We start from the raw sequence: 20,483 nt of genomic DNA, 5'->3' as shown, positions 1-20,483 counted from the left end.
CGAGGAAGAAGGGGCACCATCATGTCATCTGAGACGTCGACGCCCGTCGAAATCACCACCCGCCCCGAGCCGGGCAAAATTCTGCTCCAGGCGCCCCGCCGCGGCAAGCCTCCCCGCCACATCGCGGACTTCGATCTCAAGGGTCGTAAGGAGTTCCTCAAGGAACTTGGCTACGAGCCCTTCCGCGCCTCCCAGCTGTCCAAGCACTACTTCGAACGGCTCGTGACCGACCCGGCGGATATGACGGACCTGCCCGCCGCGACGCGCGAGCAGATGGTCTCCGATGCGATGCCCACGCTGCTGACGACCGTCAATACGCTGGAGGCCGACGGGGGAGACACCCTGAAGTTGGTTCACCGCCTCTTCGACGGGGCCCTCGTGGAGTCCGTGATCATGCGGTATTCGAATCGCGTGACCATGTGCATCTCCTCGCAGGCGGGTTGCGGGATGAACTGCCCGTTCTGCGCGACCGGCCAGGCCGGGCTGACCCGCAACCTCTCGACGGCCGAGATCGTCGAGCAGGTCGTGGCCGGCGCCCGGATGGTCAAGGAGATGGAGGGCCTCGAAGGCGCCGAGAACGGCCCCGAAGAGACCAAGCCCCTGCGTATCTCCAATATTGTCTTCATGGGCATGGGAGAGGCGTTGGCCAACTATAAGTCCTCGCTCGGGGCCGTACACCGTCTCATCGATCCGTCGCCCGAGGGCCTGGGAATCTCCGCTCGTGGCATCACGATGTCCACGGTCGGCCTGGTTCCCGGCATGTACAAGTTCACGCAGGAGAACCTGCCGGTGACCTTGGCGCTGTCCCTGCACGCCCCGGACGATGAGCTGCGCGACGAGTTGATCCCGATCAACAACCGGTGGAAGGTCGATGAGGCGCTCGACTCGGCCTACGACTACTACCGCCAGACCGGACGCCGGGTCTCGATCGAATACGCGCTCATCCGCGATATCAACGATCAGGGCTGGCGCGCGGATCTCTTGGGCAAGAAGCTGGCCCAGCGCGGACGAGGCTGGGTTCACGTGAACCCGATCCCGCTGAACCCGACCCCCGGATCCAAGTGGACCGCCTCGCGACCCGGTGTCGAGCAGAACTTCGTGGAGCGCTTGCGCGCGCACGGCATCCCGACGACCGTGCGCGATACCCGAGGATCGGACATCGACGGGGCCTGCGGGCAGCTCGCCGCCGCGAGCTAGGAGACGACGCCGCGACGACCCGCCGTCGCGACGCCCGGCCCGCCGGGGCGCGGCGTCGTGGCGACCAACGTCACAGATGCCTCTGCCCCAACTCCGGGTTAACATACAGCAAGGTATGGCGTACACTTGACTGTTGGTTGTGTCTGCCATCCGTGTATTTTCCTGCTCGGACAGGCGGAAAGAATCAAAAGCATGCCCCGCGCACTCAGCGTGGGTCACCGACGTTAGCGGAGGATATGGCCAAGAAAGACGGCGTAATCGAGATTGAAGGCGCAGTGGTGGAAGCCCTGCCCAACGCGATGTTCCGCGTGGAGCTGGACAACGGCCACAAGGTTCTTGCACACATCTCCGGAAAGATGCGTCAACACTACATTCGGATCCTCCCCGAGGACCGCGTGGTTGTTGAGCTCTCTCCGTACGATCTCTCGCGTGGTCGCATCGTCTACCGCTACAAGTAGATCTCATACCGTCGCCCCGTGCGGCGGATGAAGGGCGCTACCCCTATGGGTGGTGCCTGTCTGCGTGAAAGGGGACCGGATGCTCTCCGGGCCCCGGAACAACTACAAGTTGCAACAACGCAAAGGAATGCGATGAAGGTTCAGCCGAGCGTGAAGCCGATCTGCGATAGCTGCAAAGTGATCCGCCGCCACGGCGTGGTCATGGTTATCTGCAGTAACCCGCGCCACAAGCAGCGTCAGGGCTAATAGCCCGTTCGACGCACGCCGACCCAGGTCGGCACATCTACAAGGTACCGCTCCCCATCAGTGGGACACCTCCGGATACAGAGGCCGGAGACCGAGGAAACTCGGGAAGCGATGCCACAAACCTCTGGATCAACTACAAGGAGAACCGCCACTATGGCTCGTCTCGCAGGAGTAGATCTTCCCCGCGAAAAGCGCGTGGAAATTGCTCTCACGTACATCTATGGCGTGGGTAAGACCCGTGCCGATGAGGCCTTGGCCGCGACCGGCGTTAGCCCGGAAATCCGCGTCAAGGATCTCTCCGACGCTCAGCTGGTTCAGCTGCGCGACTACATCGAAGGCAACTTCAAGGTTGAGGGTGACCTCCGCCGCGAGGTGGCGGCCGATATCCGCCGCAAGGTTGAGATCGGCAGCTACCAGGGACTTCGCCACCGCCGCGGTCTTCCCGTTCACGGCCAGCGCACCAAGACCAACGCTCGCACCCGCAAGGGTCCGAAGCGCACGGTCGCCGGCAAGAAGAAGTAATCACCCTTTTCGCGTAGGAGAAGTTTTTAATGCCCCCAAAGACTCGTGCTGCGGCCGCTCGTAAGCCCCGCCGCAAGGATAAGAAGAACATTGCCGCCGGTCAGGCGCATATCAAGTCGACGTTCAACAACACCATCGTTTCGATCACCGACCCCTCGGGTGCCGTGATTTCCTGGTCCTCCGCCGGTGAGATGGGCTTCAAGGGTTCGCGTAAGTCGACCCCTTACGCCGCTCAGATGGCCGCGGAGACCGCCGCGAAGCGTGCTCAGGAGCACGGCATGCGCAAGGTGGACGTGTTCGTGAAGGGCCCGGGTTCGGGCCGCGAAACCGCTATTCGTTCGCTTCAGGCCACCGGCCTCGAGGTTGGCTCCATCTCGGACGTCACCCCGAGCGCGCACAACGGTTGCCGCCCCCCGAAGCGCCGCCGCGTCTAATAGAGGCGTTGCCGTCCACCAGGCTGGTGTCTCCCTCATGTGGGAATCGCAAGCCTGGGGGTTCGCGGTCGTCGCCGCGAACTATCCGGGTGCCGCGCCCGCGGTGCCTTATCCCTTGTTTTCCCCAACCTGTGTTGCGTCATATAGCGGATGCTCGCTGAAAGGAAACATCAGTGCTCATTGCACAGCGCCCTACCCTGAGTGAAGAAGTCGTCGAGGAAAACCGCTCGCGCTTCACGATCTCGCCTCTCGAACCCGGATTCGGCTACACGCTGGGTAACTCCCTGCGTCGCACGCTTTTGTCCTCCATCCCCGGTGCCGCCGTGACCAGCATCCGCATTGACGGTGTGCTGCACGAGTTCTCCACCGTGGACGGTGTGAAGGAAGATGTCACCGAGATCATCCTGAACATCAAGCAGCTCTCGGTCTCCTCGGAGAACGACGAGCCGGTCGTCGCCTACCTGCGCAAGCAGGGACCGGGCGAATTGACCGCGGCGGACATCGAGGTGCCCGCCGGTGTGGAGATCCACAACCCGGATCTGCACATCGCGACCCTCAACGCCAAGGGAACCTTCAACGCCGAGCTGACCATCGAGCGTGGACGCGGTTACGTGTCCGCCTCGCAGAACAAGGTCGGCACGGGAGAATCCGAGATTGGCCGCATCCCGGTCGACTCGATCTACTCTCCGGTCCTCAAGGTGACCTTCCGCGTCGCAGCTACCCGTGTGGAACAGCGCACCGACTTCGACAGCCTCGTGCTCGACGTCGAAACCAAGGCAGCCATCGCTCCCCGCGATGCCGTGGCCTCCGCCGGCAGCACGCTGGTTGAGCTCTTCGGCCTGGCCCGTGAGCTGAACACCGAAGCCGAAGGCATCGAGGTTGGACCGTCGCCGGCCGACGAGTCCATGGCCGCCGACATGGCGCTGCCCATCGAGGATCTCGACATGTCCGTGCGTTCGTACAACTGCCTGAAGCGCGAGGGCATCCACACCGTGGGTGAGCTCGTGACTCGGTCCGAGGCCGATCTGATGGATATCCGTAACTTCGGTGCGAAGTCCATCGACGAGGTCAAGGACAAGCTGGCTGAGTTGGGGATGTCCCTCAAGGATTCGCCCGCCGGCTTCGACCTGGCGGCGCGAGTTGCCGAGGACGAAGAGGGCGACGAAGAAGAGTCCTTCTAGCTTCGGAACGGCAACGAGCCGACCACAGTTCACACCACAATCTTTGGTCCCCGCGAGCTGAATACGCGGGAACCGTGACCAATGGAGAAACAGTCATATGCCTACTCCCACTAAGGGGCCGCGCCTCGGCGGTAGCCCCTCGCACCAGCGCCTGATTCTGGCGAACATGTCCCAGCAGCTCTTCGAGCACAAGCGCATCACCACCACGGTGACCAAGGCCAAGCGCCTTCGTCCGGTGGCGGAGCGCCTCATCACGTTCGCGAAGCGCGGCGATCTCGCCTCGCGTCGCCGCGTGATGCGTAGCCTCACGGACAAGTCCGTGGTGCACGAGCTGTTCACCACCATCGCCCCGGCCATGGCCGAGCGTCCCGGTGGATACACCCGCATCACCAAGATCGGTTACCGGTCGGGCGACAACGCCCCCATGGCCGTCATCGAGCTCGTCATGGAGCCCGTTGCGTCCAAGTCGGTAGTCGACGAGGCCACCCAGGCCGCGAACGCCGCTGCGGCGTCGAACCAGGCCGCTGCCCCGGCAGCCGAGGCACCGGCCGAGCCGGTCGTCGAGGAATCCGCTGCGGCCGAGGCGACCGCTTCGGACTTGCCCGCGGGTTCGCACGCGCCGCTGGAGTCCGGGGACGCCCCCGAAGGCTTCCAGATCAAGGGCAACCGCGACTCGATGAAGTACCACGTCCCCGGTTCGCGCTGGTATGAAAACACCCGCGCCGAGATCTGGTTCGATACCGCGGATTCCGCTATCGCAGCCGGATACGCACCGGCCGGCGGCGCCGCTGCCCAGAAGGTTTCCGAGTAGGAAATACCTCGCGAGCAACGCCGTGACTCAAGCCCCGTTCACCCCCGTGGTGGGCGGGGCTTGAGTATTCTGTAGGGGCCTGCGCAGAGCCGACGACGAGGAGATGCCATGAACGAGCGTGACGATGAGCCCGTGCACGCGTCGGGGGAAGCCTGGGAGCACCCGTTGGGAGCCGTCTCGGTGGCCGATCCCGTCAGCGGTCAGGCCTTGGTACGCGTGCGACTCGACCTCGGATACGACGGCGGATATTTTTCCGGTTGGGCCAAGCAACCGGGGTTGATCACCGTGGAGGGCTGCCTCGAAGAGGCGGCCCACCTCGTCCTGAGGGACTCGATCAAACTGACCGTCGCGGGGAGGACCGACGCGGGAGTGCACGCGGCCCATCAGGTGGTGCACTTCGACCTGTCCGCGGACGTCTGGGAGCGGCTTCCCGGGCGGCGCGGAGCCGACGGGGTGGGCACCGACGAATCCGGCGCATCCCTGGTTCGTAAGTTCAACGGGGCGCTCTCGCGGATTCTCTCCGCTCGCTTCCCGCCGGATCGGCCGGGGGCGCCATCCCGAGGCGTCGGCGCCATCGTGGTTCACGGAGCCCGGCGTGTGGACCCGGGTTTTGACGCCAGGTTTTCCGCGCTTTCCAGGTCGTACACGTATCGCATCGCCGACGGTCTGGCCCGTCAGTCGCCGCTGAACCGGGCCACGTCGTACTGGACCAAGACGGCACTGGACGTGAGCGTGCTGAACGCCGCGGGGGATCGGTTGGTCGGCCTCCACGACTTCTTGTCCTTTTGTAAACCGCGGGCGGGTGCGACGACGATCAGGAACGTTCAATCGGTGGAATTCCGGCGGGCGGCAACCGGGTTGATCGAGGCGCGCATCAGCGCCGACGCCTTCTGCCACAACATGGTGCGCGCCATCGTGGGGTCCTGCGTGTTGGTTGCCGAAGGTAAACGGGACCTGGCGTGGCTCGACTCGCGCCTGGCCGAGCCGGTCCGAGACTCCTCGGTGAGGCTCGCACCCCCGGAAGGCCTGATCCTCGAGCGGGTCGACTACCCGGAAGACCCGGGCCTGTGGGCGTGGCGAGCCGAGCAGACACGGGCCAAAAGAACAGCCTCGGGGTCCTGACGGAGGACGTGTGCCACCGCGATGTGGGCGAGATCGCCACTTCGTTCCGCACAGCTGTGGATTAAGGCAGGCTACTTAGGTATAGTTACTAGCTGTTGTGCGTGTCCCACCTCGGTTCATGCGCCCAAGACATTCGCCCAGTTGCAGGGCCCACGAATGGCTCGGGCGGCGAGACATCGGGACGGAACGGATGTTGTCTGGCCCTCACCCAGACCCCTTCGAGCGCACCTGACCTGGCGCGATACCCAACTAGCGCCAATGAAGTAATTCCGACACGAAGGCAAATTAACGTGCGTACGTACACTCCGAAGCCCGGCGACATCAATCGCCAGTGGCATGTCATCGACGCCACCGACGTTGTCCTGGGTCGTCTTGCCAGCCAGACCGCAACACTGCTGCGCGGCAAGCACAAGCCGACCTTTGCTCCTAACGTGGACACCGGTGACTTCGTCATCATCATCAACGCCGACAAGGTCGCCCTGACCGGTGCCAAGCTCGAGAAGAAGCGGGCCTACCGCCACACCGGTTACCCGGGTGGCCTCCGTTCGGTTTCCTACATGGAACTGCTCGACAAGAACCCGACCAAGGCTGTCGAGAAGGCCGTCAAGGGCATGCTGCCCAAGAACAAGCTGGCCGCCGAGCAGATCAAGAAGCTCAAGGTCTACGCGGGCGCCGAGCACCCGCACGCTGCCCAGCAGCCGAAGACCTACGAATTTGACCAGATCGCCCAGTAATCGGGCCTACGAAGAAACTGTCAGGAGAAATCGTGGCTCAGAATACTGAAGACCAGATCAACCCCGAGGGCGAGGAGATGACCTCGTACACCTCCGAGTCCACCGAAACCGTCGCCGAGACCGCTCCCGCCGAGCGCCCCGCGTTGACCGTTTCGGGTGCGGCCGTTGGCCGTCGCAAGCAGGCCATCGCCCGCGTTAGGGTCATCCCCGGCTCGGGTCAGTGGAGCGTCAACGGTCGCCCGTTGGATGTCTACTTCCCGAATAAGCTGCACCAGCAGGAAGTCAACGATCCGTTCAAGCTCCTCGAGCTCGAGGGATCGTACGACGTCATCGCCCGCGTGCACGGTGGTGGCCCCTCCGGCCAGGCCGGTGCGATGCGCCTCGGCGTGGCTCGTGCACTGAACGAGATCGACCTCGAAAACAATCGTCCGGCCCTCAAGAAGGCAGGATTCCTGACTCGTGACGCCCGCGTCATCGAGCGCAAGAAGGCCGGCCTCAAGAAGGCCCGCAAGGCCTCGCAGTTCTCCAAGCGTTAATTCGCCCGGAACCGCGCAAACCCCTCTTCGCCCTCGGGCGGGGAGGGGTTTGTCGTTTAAGGGCCGCCCGCCTCGGGATAAAATGACCTGACTGGAGCCGAGGAGAAGGAGAATCCTGATGGCGAAGAAGACTCATCGGAACGATCCGCGGGGGCCCGGGGCCTCCGGGAAGCCCGCCTCGACGGCGAAGCGGGCCGAGGACCCACGCGGGGACACCGAGACGACCCGGCCCTCGGAGCGGAGCCGGCAGGCCGCTCGGGTCATGGCCGGAGGCCAAGCCCCGACCAAACCCGGACAGGAGGAGACCCCGGCGGTGGACGAGGCCTTGAAGAAACAGGCCCGACGGCGCTCGGTCACCGAGGACTACGCTGCGGAACTCGACGAGATCGCCTCCCTGACGCATCGGTTGCACAAGAACCATTCCGCATCCGACGTGTGGAGCATTGATTATCCCTACGACGAAAAGCTCAAACGCAAAGAGTACGAGAGAACCAAACGCTCCCTGCAGATCGAGCTGCTGAAGCTTCAGCTGTGGGTCAAGGAGTCCGGGCAGAAGATTCTGCTGATCTTTGAGGGCCGAGATGCCGCCGGTAAGGGCGGGTCGATCAAGAGATTCATGGAGCACATGAATCCTCGCGGCTCGCGGGTGGTCGCCCTGGAGAAGCCCACCGAGATCGAACAGACGCAGTGGTATTTCCAGCGGTATATTCAGCATCTCCCCTCGGGAGGCGAGATCGTGCTGATGGACCGGTCCTGGTACAACCGGGCCGGCGTCGAGCGCGTCATGGGCTACTGCACGCCGCACCAATACTACGAATTCATGCGGCAGGCCCCTGAGCTCGAGCGGATGCTCGTCAACTCGGGGATCCACCTCATCAAGTTTTGGTTCTCGGTGACCCGCGCCGAGCAATTGGCCCGTTTCGAGGCCCGCCGAACGGATCCGGTGCGGCAGTGGAAGCTCTCACCGACCGACTTGGCCTCCCTGGACAAGTGGGACGATTACACCGAGGCCAAGGAAGCGATGTTCTTCTACACGAACACCGGCGACGCCCCGTGGACCATCGTGAAGTCGAACGACAAAAAGCGCGCCCGGCTCGAAGCGATGAAGTACGTGCTGTCCCAGTTCGATTACCCCAATAAAGACCACGACGTCGTCGGGACGCCGGACGGCCTCATCGTGGGGCCCGCTACCGAGGTCTTCGAAGAAGAAGAACGCAACCGTGAGGGGTTTCCCGTAGTCAAGTCCGAAGTTGAGCGGGGACATGCGTAGAATGACCAACGATGTCTAGATTATTTGGTACCGACGGTGTACGAGCCCGCGCGAACAGCGACAAAATGTGCGCCCTGTCCTCTTTGGAATTGGCACAGGCGGCAGCACTGGTCCTTGGATTCGACCAAGTCGCCGAGGGGTCTCGACCCAAGGCAGTGATCGCTCACGATTCGCGCGTGAGCGGTGAATTCATCGGCGCCGCCATCATGGCGGGCCTCGCGTCCTCGGGCGTCGATGTGTATGACGCCGGGATGCTCCCGACCCCGGCCGCGGCGTATCTTGTCGCGGACCTGGACGCCGATTTTGGCGTCATGATCTCCGCTTCGCATAATCCGTTCTACGACAACGGCATTAAGTTCCTGGCCCGCGGCGGCAAGAAGCTGCCCGACGAGATCGAGGACCGCATCGAGGCGGTCTACCGGTCCAAGGAATTCAGGTACCCGGATGGGGGAGAGGTCGGAAAGATCTCGCGCTTCGCGGATGCTGAGGATCGCTACGTGACGCACCTGCTCTCGACGCTCCCCGGACGGCTGGCCCTCGAAGGCCTGACGATCGTTCTGGACTGCGCCAACGGCGCGGCCTCGGGGTGTTCGCCGGACGCCTTCCACATCGCGGGGGCCAAGGTCCACGTCGTGGCGGCCGAACCGAGCGGAACCAACATCAACGACGGGGTGGGCTCGACTCACCTGGCCGGCCTGCAGGCGAAGGTTCGCGAGCTCGGAGCGGACCTCGGGATCGCCCACGACGGCGATGCCGACCGCTGCCTGGCCGTGGACGAACGCGGTGAGATCGTCGACGGCGACATCATCATGTCCATTCTGGCCATTGCGCGTCGCGATGCGGGGAAGCTCAAAGACAACACGTTGGTCGCGACCGTGATGACCAACCTGGGGATGGAGCAATACCTCGCGTCCGAGGGGATCTCGCTGATCCGCACGAAGGTCGGTGACCGGTACGTGCTCGAGGCCATGAAGGAAAACGGATACAACCTCGGCGGCGAGCAGTCCGGTCACGTGATCATGAGCGACTACGCGACCACGGGCGACGGTATCCTCACGGGCCTGCACCTGGCGGCGGAGATTAACCGCACGGGTCTGTCCCTGTCGACCCTCGCGCACCGCTTCGAACGCGCCCCGCAGACCATGATCAACGTGCCCGGCGTGGACAAGGCCTCGGCGGATTCGAATGAGGCGGTTCAGGCGGCCGTCCAGGCCGTCGAGACCGAACTCGGGGCGGACGGACGCGTTCTCTTGCGCCCCTCCGGGACCGAGCCGCTCGTGCGCGTCATGGTTGAGGGGCCGGATCAGCCCACGGTGGACCGCCACGCGACCCGCTTGGCCGACGTCGTGGCGAAGGAGCTTGCCCTGTAGCGCCACCCGAAAGAAAACGGGCCCCGCACCATGTGGTGCGGGGCCCGTTGCGTTAGCGGGGGACTAGTTCTTGTGGTCGGGATCGATGTAGGAATCGGCCCCCGTGACGTTCTTATTGGCCAGCAGGGCGTCGCGAATCTCGGTGAGCAGCGCGACCTCGGGCTCGGTCTCGTCTTCGTCTTCCAGACCCAGCTTCTTGGCGCGGCGCGCATTCATCGCATTGATCGGCATGACGATGCAGAAGTAGAGGGCCGCGGCGACCAGAAGGAAGTTGACGACGGCGGTCAGGAAGACGCCGACCTTGATGTCCCCGAAGGCCAGGAACGAATCGAAATTGGGGGAGCCGACGAGCATCGAGATCGCGGGCATGATGACCGACTGGACGAGGGCCGTCACGACGGTGCTGAACGCGCCACCGATGATGACACCGACCGCGAGGTCGATGACGTTGCCCCGCATAATGAATTCTTTGAAACCTTTAAGCATGTCGTTATCGTACACATGCATTTCGGTTCAAGGAATGCATTTCGACCTGTGGAGCGCTACATCACCCCGATACCGGTGATTGCTAAAAAATGAAATAGATCCACCGGGGTTTCACAACATCGCTAATTCTTGCGAAGAAGAACCCGCCGAGTCGAGTGATCGGCATCCTTGGAGAGGATCAACTTGGCGCGGCCACGGGTCGGTCGCACGTTGTGGACCAGGTTGGGCTCGTTGATCCGGCGCCAGATATCGCGGGCCGTGCTGCGCGCCTCGTCGTCGGAGAGATCCGCATATTTACGGAAATAGGATTCCGGATCCGTAAATGCCGAGCTCCGGAGCTTGAGGAATCGTTCGACATACCAGTGCTCGATATCGCTCGTCCGCGCGTCGACGTAGATCGAGAAATCGAAGAAGTCGCTCAGGGCGAGGGCGGCCGTGTCGTCGGGACGCAATTGCGCGGGGGCAAGCACGTTAAGGCCCTCGACGATCAGCACGTCCGGGCGGGTGACCACGGTTTCGTCGTCCTCGAGGATGTCGTAGGTCATGTGCGAGTACTTGGGCGCCGTGACCACGGGAGAGCCGGACTTGATCTCCGAGACGAAGCGCAACAGGGCCCGCCTGTCGTAGGACTCCGGGAATCCCTTGCGTTGCATCAGGCCGCGGGCCTCGAGCTCGGCGTTGGGATAGAGGAATCCGTCGGTCGTGACCAGCTGGACGTTGGGGGTCGTGGGCCAGCGGCTCATCAGGGCCCGGAGGAGGCGCGCGGTCGTGGACTTGCCGGCCGCCACCGAACCCGCGACGCCGATCACGAAGGGTGTGCGCTGGTGATCCTCGTGAAGAAATCGGTTGGTTTGCTGATTGAGTTCCCCGACCGAATTCGCGTAGAGGTTCAACAGGCGCGATATCGGCAGGTAAACCTGGCGGACCTCCTCGACATCGAGGGTCTCGCCGAGGCCACGGAGCCTCTCGATTTCATCGCCGGAGAGGGGAACTTCGATCTCGTCCGAAAGGCGCGACCACGTTTCCCGGTCGAGCGACACGAACGGAGAGGTGCGAGAGATCGCCGTCAAGTGGGTCATTTCACGCAGTTTACGACCCGCGTCCGGGGAATTCGAATTCGATGCGTGTCCCGTGATCCCGCAAGCCCGGTTCGAGATCGCCGGAAATGGATATGATAGTGCCAGATTGGGGGCCGCCGAGAATTACTCGTGGATCCTCGCCATGACGCATTCACTGATTCGATGCGTCGGCGTCAACGGTGGCGCCGGCGGTCCGGGCCCGGTTCCCGGTTCGGAGAAAGTGAACCCTCTGAACCTGGAGATACCTTGTCTACCACCGCTACAACCTCCCCGAAGAAGAAGGTCGGCACGCGCGTGCGCGTGCAAAAATTCGGCACCTTCCTCTCGTCCATGATCATGCCCAATATTGGCGCCTTCATCGCCTGGGGCCTGCTCACGGCGCTCTTCCTCTGGTCCGATGATCCGCAGGGCGGGCACGGGCCGTTTGCCAACGAATACATCAACTCCGCCATCAGCCCGATGGTGACCTACTTGCTGCCGATCCTCATCGCATACACCGGTGGCAAGCTGATCCACGACGTGCGAGGCGGCGTCGTCGGCGCCGTCGCCACCATGGGCGTCATCCTGGCCACCTCCTCGCCGGTCTTCATCGGCGATAAGCCCGGATCGCCCATGTTCCTGGGCGCGATGATCATGGGTCCCTTGGGCGCCTGGGTGGTCAAGAAATTCGACCAGTTCATGGAAGGCCGGATCAAGCCCGGCTTCGAAATGCTGATCAACAACTTCTCCTCGGGCATCATCGGGGCGGCGCTGGCGATCGCCTCGATGTTCTGGCTCGCGCCGATCATGCACTGGCTCATGGAGATCGCGGGCGGCGCGGTCGGTTGGCTCATCGACATGAAGCTTCTGCCCTTGGCCTCGATCCTGATCGAACCGGCCAAGGTGTTGTTCCTCAACAACGCGATCAACCACGGCATCCTGACGCCCCTTGGCACGGACCAGGCGCTCCAACAGGGTAAGTCCATCCTGTTCCTGCTCGAGGCGAATCCCGGGCCGGGCCTGGGAATTCTGCTGGCCTACACGTTCTTCGGTCGCGGCGCCGCACGGGCCAGCGCTCCCGCCGCCGCACTGATTCACGCCCTCGGCGGTATTCACGAAATCTACTTCCCCTACGTTCTGATGAAGCCGCAGTTGCTGGCGGCCACGATTCTGGGCGGCATGTCCGGCGTCTTCGTCGAGCTGATCTTCCACGCCGGCCTCCGCTCGCCAGCGGCGCCGGGGTCCCTGATTTTCCTCTACGTGAACGCCCCGCCGAACGCGATCCTCGGCGTCACCCTCGGGTGGCTCACGGCCACGATCGTCTCGCTCCTGGTCGCCTCGATCATCCTCAAGGTCTCCAAGAAGGACGACGGTGACCTCGCGAAGGCGACCGCCGACATGGAGTCCATGAAGGGCAAGAAGTCATCGGTCTCCGGCGCCCTAGTGGGAGACGGCTCCAAGAACACGGTGATCCGCTCGATCGTCTTCGCCTGCGATGCCGGCATGGGATCTTCCGCGATGGGTGCCTCGGTGCTCCGCAACAAAATCAAGGATGCCGGGTACGGTCAGGACGTCACGGTCGTCAACAAGGCCATCAACTCGCTGCAGGACGACTACGACCTGTTGGTCTCCCACGAGGACCTGGCCGACCGCGCCGCGGCGCCGACACCCTCGGCGCAGCACGTCGCGGTGGACAACTTCATGAGCTCGCCGCGCTACGACGAGATCGTGGAGCTGATTCGCGAGCAGCACGAGGGCGCCTCGAAGGGTGCTGCAGAGGCCTCGGCCTCGGGCACCGCCGCAGAGGCGACCGCGACGGGTTCGGCGGCCGGCGCGACCGCCGCCACGGCGACGGCCTCCTCCGACGGCGAGGCCTCGGATGCCGCCGGTGATCGGGTCATTCTGGACCGCTCCTCGATCGTTCTGGGCGGGCGGGCCACCGACCGCGACGCCGCCATCGACGAGGCCGGGAAGTTGCTGATCGAGACCGGAAAGGTCGACCCGTCGTACCTGGAGTCCATGCATGAGCGTGAGGCCTCGGTGTCCACGTTCATGGGCAACGGCCTGGCGATTCCCCACGGAACCAACGAGGCCAAGTCGGCGATCCATTCCTCCGCGATGTCCTTCGTCCGCTACGACGACGGCGTCGAGTGGAACGGTAAAGAAGCCCGCTTCGTGATCGGCATTGCCGGCGCGGGCGGCGAGCACCTGAGCCTCCTGCAGAAGATCGCCAAGACCTTCTCGAGCAAGGAGGCCGTGGCGCAGCTGGAGGCGGCTCAGTCGCCCGAGGAGATCCTCGACATCTTCGGAAAGGTGAATTCATGAAAGCCCTGCATTTTGGCGCCGGAAACATCGGCCGCGGTTTCGTGGGGGTCCTGCTCCACGAGGCCGGATACGACCTCGTCTTCGCCGACGTGGCGCAGCCCCTGATCGATTCGCTGAACTCGGAAAGCACGTACACCGTGCACGAGGTCGGCGCCGAGCCTCGGGACATCCCGGTCACGAACTTCAGCGGGGTCAATTCCGCGACCGACCCTGAGGCCCTGACCGAGCAGATCCGCACGGCGGACATCGTCACGACCGCCGTGGGGCCCACGGTCCTGAAGCTCATCGCCCCCGCCATCGCCCAGGGCCTGAAGGCCCGCGCGGAGTCGGGTGCGGGCAAGGTGGCCGTGATGGCCTGCGAAAACGCGATCAATGCGACGGACGGGCTCGCCGCGGCGATCCGCGAGGTGTACCCGGAGGCCGACGACGTCGCGATCTTCGCGAACACCGCGGTCGACCGGATCGTCCCGAACCAGGAGCCGGGGCAGGGCCTGGACGTCACGGTGGAGACCTACCACGAGTGGGCGGTTCACGCGGAACCCTTCGCCGGGCAGACCCCCGAGGTTCCCGGCATCACGTGGGTCGACGACCTCGCGCCGTACATCACGCGCAAGCTGTTCACGGTCAACACCGGCCACGCGTCGACGGCCTATTTCGGTTACCGGGCGGGTATCGAGAAGATTTCCGATGCCCTCGCCGCGCCGGAGGTCCGCAGCCAGGTAGAAGCGGTGCTGGCCGAGACCAAGACCTTGCTGGTCGCGAAGTTTGGGTTCGCCCCCGAGGTGCAGCAAGCCTATGTGGACAAGATCCTGACTCGCTTCACGAATCCGCACCTGCCGGATACGGTCGACCGCGTGGGCCGCGCTCCCTTGCGGAAGATCTCGCGGAACGAGCGGTTCATCGGGCCGGCCGCGGAACTCGCCGAGCGCGGGGAGCAGGCCACCGCGCTGCTCTCGGCCGTCGGCGCCGCGCTGGCCTTTGATGTCCCGGAAGACGCGGAGTCCGTCGAGCTTCAGGGGAAGCTCGCGCAAGCCCGCGGGGATCGTTCCGCCACGGACGCCTTGGCCACGGAGTTGACGGGAATCGACTCAGGGCATCCGCTCTTCGGCGAGCTCTCGGAGGTCTTCGCGCAGGCGTAGGACTCCCGATCGCAACCACGCGGCCCCTCTCCTCGACGGGAGAGGGGCCGCGTTGTTCATCACGGGTTTCTTGGCCAAATGCGGGCTCCACGTGGGATAAGCTGACCGTATGTGTGGAATCGTTGGATACGTAGGCCAGCCCGACTCGGCCGCTCGTCAGTACTATGCACTTGATGTCGTCCTAGAGGGCCTTCGCCGTCTCGAATACCGAGGCTACGACTCGGCCGGCGTCGCCGTCGTCGCCGACGGAAGCGTCGAGTACCGCAAGAAGGCCGGAAAGGTCGCTGCCCTGGACGCCGAGCTGGAGGCCCGACCCCTCCCGAACTCGACCCTGGGCATCGGACATACCCGGTGGGCCACCCACGGCGGCCCCACCGACCTGAACGCCCACCCGCACGTGGTGGACCAGGGCCGTCTTTCCCTGGTGCACAACGGCATCATCGAAAACTTCTCCGAGCTGCGCAAAGAGCTCGGCGCCAAAGGGTATGAATTCGTCTCCGAGACGGACACCGAGGTCGCCGCGACTCTGCTCGCCGACATCTACAACGGGCAGGCGCAGCACGACCTCACCCTGGCGATGCGACTGACCTCGCAGCGACTCGAGGGCGCGTTCACCCTGCTGGCGGTCCACGCGGATCAGGAAGACCGCATCGTGGCCGCCCGCCGTAATTCACCGTTGGTGATCGGTGTCGGCGACGGGGAGAACTTCCTCGGATCCGACGTCTCCGGCTTCATCGACTACACCAAGCAGGCCGTCGAGATGGGTAACGATCAGGTCGTGACCGTCACCGCGACCGACTACCAGATCACCGATTTCGAGGGGAACCCGGCCGAGGGCAAGCCCTTCGAGGTCAAGTGGGACGCCACCCAGGCCGAAAAGGGCGGCTTCTCCTCGTTCATGGACAAGGAGATCCACGACCAGCCCGCCGCCGTCAGGGACACCCTGCTGGGCCGGTTGGACGAGAAGGGTCGCTTGACCCTCGACGAGATCCATATCGACGAGTCGGTGCTTCGCTCGGTGGACAAGATCGTCGTGATCGCTTGCGGCACGGCCGCCTACGCCGGACAGGTCGCGCGCTACGCGATCGAGCACTGGTGCAGGATCCCCACCGAGGTGGAGCTTGCCCACGAGTTCCGTTACCGGGACCCCATCGTCAACGAGAAGACGCTGGTCGTCGCCCTGTCGCAGTCCGGCGAAACCATGGACACCCTGATGGCGATCCGTCACGCCCGGGAACAGGGCGCCAAGGTCATCGCGATCTGCAACACCAACGGCTCCTCGATCCCGCGTGAGTCCGATGCGTCGCTGTACACCCACGCGGGTCCCGAGATTGCGGTCGCCTCGACCAAGGCGTTCCTCGCGCAGATCACCGCGGCCTATCTCTTGGGCCTGTACCTCGCGCAACTGCGCGGAAACATGTATTCGGACGAGATCGTCGAGATCCTCGACGAGCTCCAGAAGATGCCGGAGAAGGTCCAGGAGGTCATCGACGCCGAACAGCAGGTCAAGGATCTCGGCGTTCAGATGCACGACGCCTCCTCGGTGTTGTTCCTCGGTCGCCACGTGGGCTTCCCCGTGGCACTGGAGGGCGCGCTCAAGCTCAAGGAGATCGCGTACATCCACGCGGAGGGCTTCGCCGCCGGTGAGCTCAAGCACGGTCCGATCGCCTTGATCGAGGAAGGCCAGCCGGTCTTCGTGATCGTTCCCTCGCCCCGCGGGCGGGATTCGCTGCACGCCAAGGTCGTCTCCAACATTCAGGAGATCCGGGCGCGTGGGGCGATCACCATCGTCATCGCGGAGGAGGGCGACGAGGACGTCCAGCAATACGCGAATCACATCATTTACGTGCCGCAGGCGCCGTCTCTCATGCAGCCGCTCCTGGCCACGGTCCCGTTGCAGATTTTCGCGTGCGCTCTCGCCGGAGCCAAGGGCTACGACGTCGATCAGCCGCGTAACCTGGCCAAGTCGGTCACGGTCGAATAAGACCACGTGAAAACGCCCGCTACATCTCGGTGTGGCGGGCGTTTCGCGTATCGGCTCCGGTCGGCCCCGATGAGGAGGTGCCGGGCCGCATCACACAACACCACGACATGCTGGAGGCGCTCAGTGATCATGGGAACCGGGGTGGACGTGGTCGACATCGATCGTTTCGCCCAGATACTCGCCCGCACCCCGCGGTTACGCGACCGACTCTTCACCCGGGAAGAGCACGACCTGCCGGACCGTTCCCTGGCCGGGCGCTTCGCGGTGCGTGAGGCCACGGCCAAGGCACTGCACGCGCCCCCGGGAATGATTTGGCGGCACTGCTGGATCGAGAAGAATAGGTATGGCGCCCCGCGCCTGGTGGTCACCGGGACCATCCAGGAGACGGCTGCCCGACTGGGCATTAATCGATGGCACGTGAGCATCACTCACGACGGCGGAGTGGCCGTCGCGAGCGTTATCGCGGAGCGGCTCACCGATGAGGAATTGGCCGCAGCACAGGTACTGGAGGACATGACATGGGGTTGAAGACCTACTCGGCACGGCAGATTCAGGAGGCCGAAGCACCGGCGATCGAGGCGGGTGTGCCGCTCATGGAGCGGGCATCGCGGAGACTCGGCGAGTCCGTCGTCCGGATGCTTGCCAACCGCACCCGGACCGCGTTCGGCAAGCATGCCGTCCTGCTCGTCGGTAAGGGCAATAACGGGGGAGATACGCTGTTCGCCGGCGCGTACATGCGTTCCCAGGGCGTGTCCGTGACCGCGGTTCTCATGGAAGATCGTTGCCACGAGGAAGGCCGCCGCGCCCTCGAGGCCGCTGGCGGGACCGTGCTCCGGGTCGACGGCTCGGAGAGCGACGCAGCCAAGGAGCGGGCCGTCGACCTTGCCGTCGGTGCCGACGTGATCATCGACGGAATCCTGGGAACCGGCGGACGCGGGGCCCTCCGCGGCGCGGCGCGGGACATCGTCGAGGGCATCGTGTCGAGGCTGGGATGGACGCGCCGGTCGAACGGCGAGGGGTGCAACCCGCTCGTGATGGCCTGTGACGCGCCGTCAGGAATGGACGCGACCACGGGCGAGGTCTTCGGGCCGGTGCTCCCCGCGGACGTGACGGTATCCTTCATCGGCGCCAAGTCGGGCCTGGTGGCGACGCCGCACCGCGGGCTCGTGGGCCGCGTCGTGGACGTCCCCCTCGGTCTGGACGAGGACCTGCCGGAATCGACGGTCCGTGCGTTGTACGACAACGACTTCTCCTCGGTGTGGCCCCTCCCATACGAGGGCGATCACAAATACACCCGTGGCGTGCTGGGCACCGTCGTAGGCTCGGACGAATTCCCTGGCGCGGGCCTGATGTGCATCCGTGCGGCCTTGAACTCCGGCACCGGCATGGTTCGCTACACGGGTGGCGACTCCTTCGCGGGGCTCGTCGGAATCTCTTGCCCGGAGGCCGTGCGGACCCCGTCGGTCGGCGCGCATCGCGTGCAGGCCTGGGCCGTGGGATCGGGCGCAACCGGCAGGGACCGGGAGCCGGATATTCGCGAAGCGATCGACTCCGGTCTTCCACTCGTGGCCGACGCCGCCGCCCTCGATGTTCTGGCACGGGACGCGGCCGAGGGGCGACCCGCCGATCCTCGGGTCGTGATGACACCTCATGCCGGCGAGCTGGCGCAGTGCCTGGAGTGGTTCGTCAGGCTGAATCAGCGGGGCGCGCGGGTGTTGCAGGAGGCCGCGAACGCCTCGGATCTGCAAGACGGTCGCTTCCCCGACCAGGGTTTCCCGACGCGAGAAGAGATCGAAGAGGCCCCGCTCGTCTGGGCGAGGGCGGCCCAAAAGGTTCTGGGCGGAACGGTGTTGCTCAAGGGGCCGACCACCATCGTGGCCGGCCCGACCCTGAGCTGGGCACATTCGGGCAACAGCCCGTGGCTGTCCACGGCGGGATCCGGCGATACCCTCACCGGGATCCTCGGCGCGGGAATCGCGGCGTGGGCGGCCCGCGTGGAACGGGGAGACATCGAGCATGACGACGATTCCTGGGGCAGGGTCGCCGCCGGCGCCCTCCTCGTCCAGCGTCGCGTCAGCACGCTGCACGCGGGGCCGATTCCCCCGAGCATCGCCGCCGCTCGGATCCCCGAGGCCATTGCCCTGCTGATGAACTAGTACGCGCCGCTGCTACGGATCACCGCGCGCACGGTCTTGAGGAGCACCAGAACGTCGCCGAGGATCGACCAGTTCTCGACGTAGTACAGGTCGAGCCGGGTCGACTCCTCCCAGGAGAGGTCCGACCGGCCGGAGATCTGCCACAGCCCGGTGATCCCGGGCTTGACGAGCAGACGGCGGTGGATATCGGCCTCGTATCGGGAAACCTCGTCCTTCAGCGGCGGACGAGGCCCGACGAGGGACATATTTCCCACGAGAACGTTCCACAGCTGGGGAAGCTCGTCGAGCGAATAGCGGCGCATCATGCGCCCCACGCGGGTGACGCGGGGGTCATTGGTCATCTTGAACAGGACGCCGTTTCCCTCATTCTGGGAAAGCAGCTGATTCTTGAGCTCCTCGGCGTTGGGGACCATCGAGCGAAATTTGTACATCGAGAAGGCCCGGCCGCAGTACCCCACGCGCTTTTGTGTGAAAAAGACGGGGCCTCGCGGCGAATCGATCTTGATGGCGGCGGCCAATACCAGGAACACGGGGGACAGCACCAACAGCGCGAATCCGCTGAGCAGGATGTCCAACACCCGTTTGGCGAAGGCCGCCGGTCCCCTCATCCGCGGGGTCGAGACGTGGATCAAGGGCAGGCCGTTAAGCGGCTGGGTGTGAAACCGCGGACCCGCAATATCGGTCAGGGCCGGGGCCATGATGAGGCCGACGTGCTCGTCCGCCAGCAGCCAGCCGAGCCGGCGAAGATTACGAGGCCAGATCATGTGTCCGGTCGAGATGGCCACGACGTCTATCGCGTGCTCTCGGACGGTCTGCATGATGTCTTCGGGCTTGATGCTCCGGCCGAGGAGAGGGACGCCGCCGTATTCGCTATCCGTGCCGGTATCCACCCCGGCGAAGTACACGCCGACGGGGGTGTATCCGTAGTTCCGGGCGCCCTTCATGGTTTCGACCAGATGCGTGGTCGACTTGGGGTCGCCGATGACGAGTGCCCGGATGAGGGCTCGGCCATCGCGGCGACGCCGGACGATCCAGGCGCGAAAAAGCCACCGCTGGGCCGTCAAAACCGCGATGCCCAAGGGCGCGGCGATGAGGACGTAGCCTCGTGCCAGTTCGAGGCTCGTGATGTAGGCGGCGATCGCCAGCGCGGCGAAGACCCAGAGCGAGGACGAGATGACTTTTCGATATTCGTCGTTGCCGGCCCCGAGGATGCGGGCGTCACGGGAGCCACCGAGCCAGAGAGCGATCCACCACGCGAGGCACAGCGCCGCCGAAACGATGGAATACCCGACGGAATCCTTATTCTCGATGGGCAGGGCCGCGGCATCCGATGAGCCGAACCGCAGGAACTGGGCCGCGAAGACGGCCACCACGATGGCCACGGCGTCGGTCGCCGATAGAACCTTAACCGCCTTGACGTTCCACGTCATGCGGTGCGGTGATGCTTTGGCGGG

Annotated in this window: 20 protein-coding genes; 17 read left to right on the top strand and 3 right to left on the bottom strand. The window is 64.6% G+C overall.

Annotated features, from left to right (window positions below):
• Nucleotides 1-21: 21 nt before the first annotated feature.
• The 12 genes from rlmN (at nucleotide 22) to glmM (ending at nucleotide 9,881) form a co-directional block, all read left to right on the top strand.
• Nucleotides 22-1,197, top strand: a complete 1,176-nt coding sequence (rlmN, locus tag CURSPS6_RS06530) for a 23S rRNA (adenine(2503)-C(2))-methyltransferase RlmN (RefSeq protein WP_030015002.1) — start codon at nucleotides 22-24, stop codon at nucleotides 1,195-1,197.
• Nucleotides 1,198-1,433: 236 nt separating this feature from the next.
• Nucleotides 1,434-1,655, top strand: a complete 222-nt coding sequence (infA, locus tag CURSPS6_RS06525) for a translation initiation factor IF-1 (RefSeq protein ID WP_030015001.1) — start codon at nucleotides 1,434-1,436, stop codon at nucleotides 1,653-1,655.
• Between the two features lie 132 nt (nucleotides 1,656-1,787).
• Nucleotides 1,788-1,901, top strand: coding sequence for a 50S ribosomal protein L36 (gene rpmJ / locus CURSPS6_RS06520; protein ID WP_030014999.1), 114 nt, complete (start codon nucleotides 1,788-1,790; stop codon nucleotides 1,899-1,901).
• Between the two features lie 153 nt (nucleotides 1,902-2,054).
• Nucleotides 2,055-2,423 carry a 30S ribosomal protein S13 gene (gene rpsM / locus CURSPS6_RS06515; RefSeq protein WP_030014998.1) on the top strand — a complete coding sequence of 123 codons (369 nt, stop codon included), beginning with the start codon at nucleotides 2,055-2,057 and terminating at the stop codon, nucleotides 2,421-2,423.
• A gap of 29 nt (nucleotides 2,424-2,452) precedes the next feature.
• A complete protein-coding gene (gene rpsK / locus CURSPS6_RS06510; RefSeq protein ID WP_030014997.1) occupies nucleotides 2,453-2,857 on the top strand; it encodes a 30S ribosomal protein S11 in 405 nt (134 codons plus the stop codon).
• A 173-nt stretch (nucleotides 2,858-3,030) separates the two neighbouring features.
• Entirely contained in the window at nucleotides 3,031-4,038 is a 1,008-nt protein-coding gene (locus tag CURSPS6_RS06505) for a DNA-directed RNA polymerase subunit alpha (RefSeq protein WP_030014995.1), read from the top strand.
• Between the two features lie 97 nt (nucleotides 4,039-4,135).
• A complete protein-coding gene (rplQ, locus tag CURSPS6_RS06500) occupies nucleotides 4,136-4,849 on the top strand; it encodes a 50S ribosomal protein L17 (RefSeq protein WP_030014994.1) in 714 nt (237 codons plus the stop codon).
• A gap of 108 nt (nucleotides 4,850-4,957) precedes the next feature.
• A complete protein-coding gene (locus tag CURSPS6_RS06495) occupies nucleotides 4,958-5,971 on the top strand; it encodes a tRNA pseudouridine synthase A (protein ID WP_082470157.1) in 1,014 nt (337 codons plus the stop codon).
• A gap of 290 nt (nucleotides 5,972-6,261) precedes the next feature.
• Entirely contained in the window at nucleotides 6,262-6,705 is a 444-nt protein-coding gene (gene rplM / locus CURSPS6_RS06490) for a 50S ribosomal protein L13 (protein WP_030014992.1), read from the top strand.
• A 32-nt stretch (nucleotides 6,706-6,737) separates the two neighbouring features.
• Nucleotides 6,738-7,241, top strand: coding sequence for a 30S ribosomal protein S9 (gene rpsI / locus CURSPS6_RS06485; protein ID WP_030014990.1), 504 nt, complete (start codon nucleotides 6,738-6,740; stop codon nucleotides 7,239-7,241).
• Nucleotides 7,242-7,503: 262 nt separating this feature from the next.
• Nucleotides 7,504-8,511 carry a polyphosphate kinase 2 gene (gene ppk2 / locus CURSPS6_RS06480; protein WP_082470354.1) on the top strand — a complete coding sequence of 336 codons (1,008 nt, stop codon included), beginning with the start codon at nucleotides 7,504-7,506 and terminating at the stop codon, nucleotides 8,509-8,511.
• Nucleotides 8,512-8,522: 11 nt separating this feature from the next.
• Nucleotides 8,523-9,881, top strand: coding sequence for a phosphoglucosamine mutase (gene glmM / locus CURSPS6_RS06475; RefSeq protein ID WP_030014987.1), 1,359 nt, complete (start codon nucleotides 8,523-8,525; stop codon nucleotides 9,879-9,881).
• Between the two features lie 63 nt (nucleotides 9,882-9,944).
• Here glmM and mscL read toward each other — a convergent pair whose 3' ends face one another.
• Nucleotides 9,945-10,367: a large conductance mechanosensitive channel protein MscL gene (gene mscL / locus CURSPS6_RS06470; protein ID WP_030014986.1), complete on the bottom strand. Its 423-nt coding sequence runs from the start codon at nucleotides 10,365-10,367 to the stop codon at nucleotides 9,945-9,947.
• Between the two features lie 122 nt (nucleotides 10,368-10,489).
• Nucleotides 10,490-11,446 carry a type I pantothenate kinase gene (gene coaA, locus CURSPS6_RS06465; protein WP_030014985.1) on the bottom strand — a complete coding sequence of 319 codons (957 nt, stop codon included), beginning with the start codon at nucleotides 11,444-11,446 and terminating at the stop codon, nucleotides 10,490-10,492.
• A 246-nt stretch (nucleotides 11,447-11,692) separates the two neighbouring features.
• Between coaA and CURSPS6_RS06460 the strand changes: the two genes are divergently transcribed.
• The 5 genes from CURSPS6_RS06460 to CURSPS6_RS06440 all read left to right on the top strand — a co-directional run bounded on the left by CURSPS6_RS06460 (nucleotide 11,693) and on the right by CURSPS6_RS06440 (nucleotide 19,029).
• Nucleotides 11,693-13,750, top strand: coding sequence for a PTS mannitol transporter subunit IICBA (locus CURSPS6_RS06460; RefSeq protein ID WP_030014983.1), 2,058 nt, complete (start codon nucleotides 11,693-11,695; stop codon nucleotides 13,748-13,750).
• A complete protein-coding gene (locus CURSPS6_RS06455) occupies nucleotides 13,747-14,889 on the top strand; it encodes a mannitol-1-phosphate 5-dehydrogenase (protein ID WP_030014982.1) in 1,143 nt (380 codons plus the stop codon). Before CURSPS6_RS06460 ends, CURSPS6_RS06455 begins: the two co-directional genes overlap by 4 nt.
• A gap of 109 nt (nucleotides 14,890-14,998) precedes the next feature.
• Complete coding sequence (gene glmS / locus CURSPS6_RS06450) at nucleotides 14,999-16,873, top strand: glutamine--fructose-6-phosphate transaminase (isomerizing) (protein WP_030014980.1); 1,875 nt, start codon at nucleotides 14,999-15,001, stop codon at nucleotides 16,871-16,873.
• A gap of 123 nt (nucleotides 16,874-16,996) precedes the next feature.
• Complete coding sequence (locus CURSPS6_RS06445) at nucleotides 16,997-17,401, top strand: holo-ACP synthase (RefSeq protein WP_030014979.1); 405 nt, start codon at nucleotides 16,997-16,999, stop codon at nucleotides 17,399-17,401.
• The gene (locus tag CURSPS6_RS06440) at nucleotides 17,392-19,029 is read left to right on the top strand and encodes an NAD(P)H-hydrate epimerase (RefSeq protein ID WP_030014977.1); all 1,638 of its coding nucleotides are present in this window, start codon (nucleotides 17,392-17,394) and stop codon (nucleotides 19,027-19,029) included. Before CURSPS6_RS06445 ends, CURSPS6_RS06440 begins: the two co-directional genes overlap by 10 nt.
• Here CURSPS6_RS06440 and CURSPS6_RS06435 read toward each other — a convergent pair.
• The gene (locus CURSPS6_RS06435; protein WP_030014976.1) at nucleotides 19,026-20,459 is read right to left on the bottom strand and encodes a sugar transferase; all 1,434 of its coding nucleotides are present in this window, start codon (nucleotides 20,457-20,459) and stop codon (nucleotides 19,026-19,028) included. The genes CURSPS6_RS06440 and CURSPS6_RS06435 overlap by 4 nt on opposite strands.
• Nucleotides 20,460-20,483: the final 24 nt, after the last annotated feature.

The sequence above is a fragment of the Curtobacterium sp. S6 genome (assembly GCF_000710345.2).
Classification (GTDB): Bacteria; Actinomycetota; Actinomycetes; order Actinomycetales; family Micrococcaceae; genus Rothia.
The sequence above is the reverse complement of the archived record's forward strand: the minus strand, read 5'-3'. Positions and strand labels throughout refer to the sequence as shown.

Excerpts from the sequence above, each read along its gene's own strand:
- rlmN (WP_030015002.1), top strand. The coding sequence starts at position 22 with ATGTCATCTGAGACGTCGACGCCCGTCGAAATCACCACCCGCCCCGAG.
- infA (WP_030015001.1), top strand. The coding sequence starts at position 1,434 with ATGGCCAAGAAAGACGGCGTAATCGAGATTGAAGGCGCAGTGGTGGAA.
- rpmJ (WP_030014999.1), top strand. The coding sequence starts at position 1,788 with ATGAAGGTTCAGCCGAGCGTGAAGCCGATCTGCGATAGCTGCAAAGTG.
- rpsM (WP_030014998.1), top strand. The coding sequence starts at position 2,055 with ATGGCTCGTCTCGCAGGAGTAGATCTTCCCCGCGAAAAGCGCGTGGAA.
- rpsK (WP_030014997.1), top strand. The coding sequence starts at position 2,453 with ATGCCCCCAAAGACTCGTGCTGCGGCCGCTCGTAAGCCCCGCCGCAAG.
- rplQ (WP_030014994.1), top strand. The coding sequence starts at position 4,136 with ATGCCTACTCCCACTAAGGGGCCGCGCCTCGGCGGTAGCCCCTCGCAC.
- CURSPS6_RS06495 (WP_082470157.1), top strand. The coding sequence starts at position 4,958 with ATGAACGAGCGTGACGATGAGCCCGTGCACGCGTCGGGGGAAGCCTGG.
- ppk2 (WP_082470354.1), top strand. The coding sequence starts at position 7,504 with ATGGCCGGAGGCCAAGCCCCGACCAAACCCGGACAGGAGGAGACCCCG.
- glmM (WP_030014987.1), top strand. The coding sequence starts at position 8,523 with ATGTCTAGATTATTTGGTACCGACGGTGTACGAGCCCGCGCGAACAGC.
- mscL (WP_030014986.1), bottom strand. The coding sequence starts at position 10,367 with ATGCTTAAAGGTTTCAAAGAATTCATTATGCGGGGCAACGTCATCGAC.
- coaA (WP_030014985.1), bottom strand. The coding sequence starts at position 11,446 with ATGACCCACTTGACGGCGATCTCTCGCACCTCTCCGTTCGTGTCGCTC.
- CURSPS6_RS06455 (WP_030014982.1), top strand. The coding sequence starts at position 13,747 with ATGAAAGCCCTGCATTTTGGCGCCGGAAACATCGGCCGCGGTTTCGTG.
- glmS (WP_030014980.1), top strand. The coding sequence starts at position 14,999 with ATGTGTGGAATCGTTGGATACGTAGGCCAGCCCGACTCGGCCGCTCGT.
- CURSPS6_RS06440 (WP_030014977.1), top strand. The coding sequence starts at position 17,392 with ATGGGGTTGAAGACCTACTCGGCACGGCAGATTCAGGAGGCCGAAGCA.
- CURSPS6_RS06435 (WP_030014976.1), bottom strand. The coding sequence starts at position 20,459 with ATGACGTGGAACGTCAAGGCGGTTAAGGTTCTATCGGCGACCGACGCC.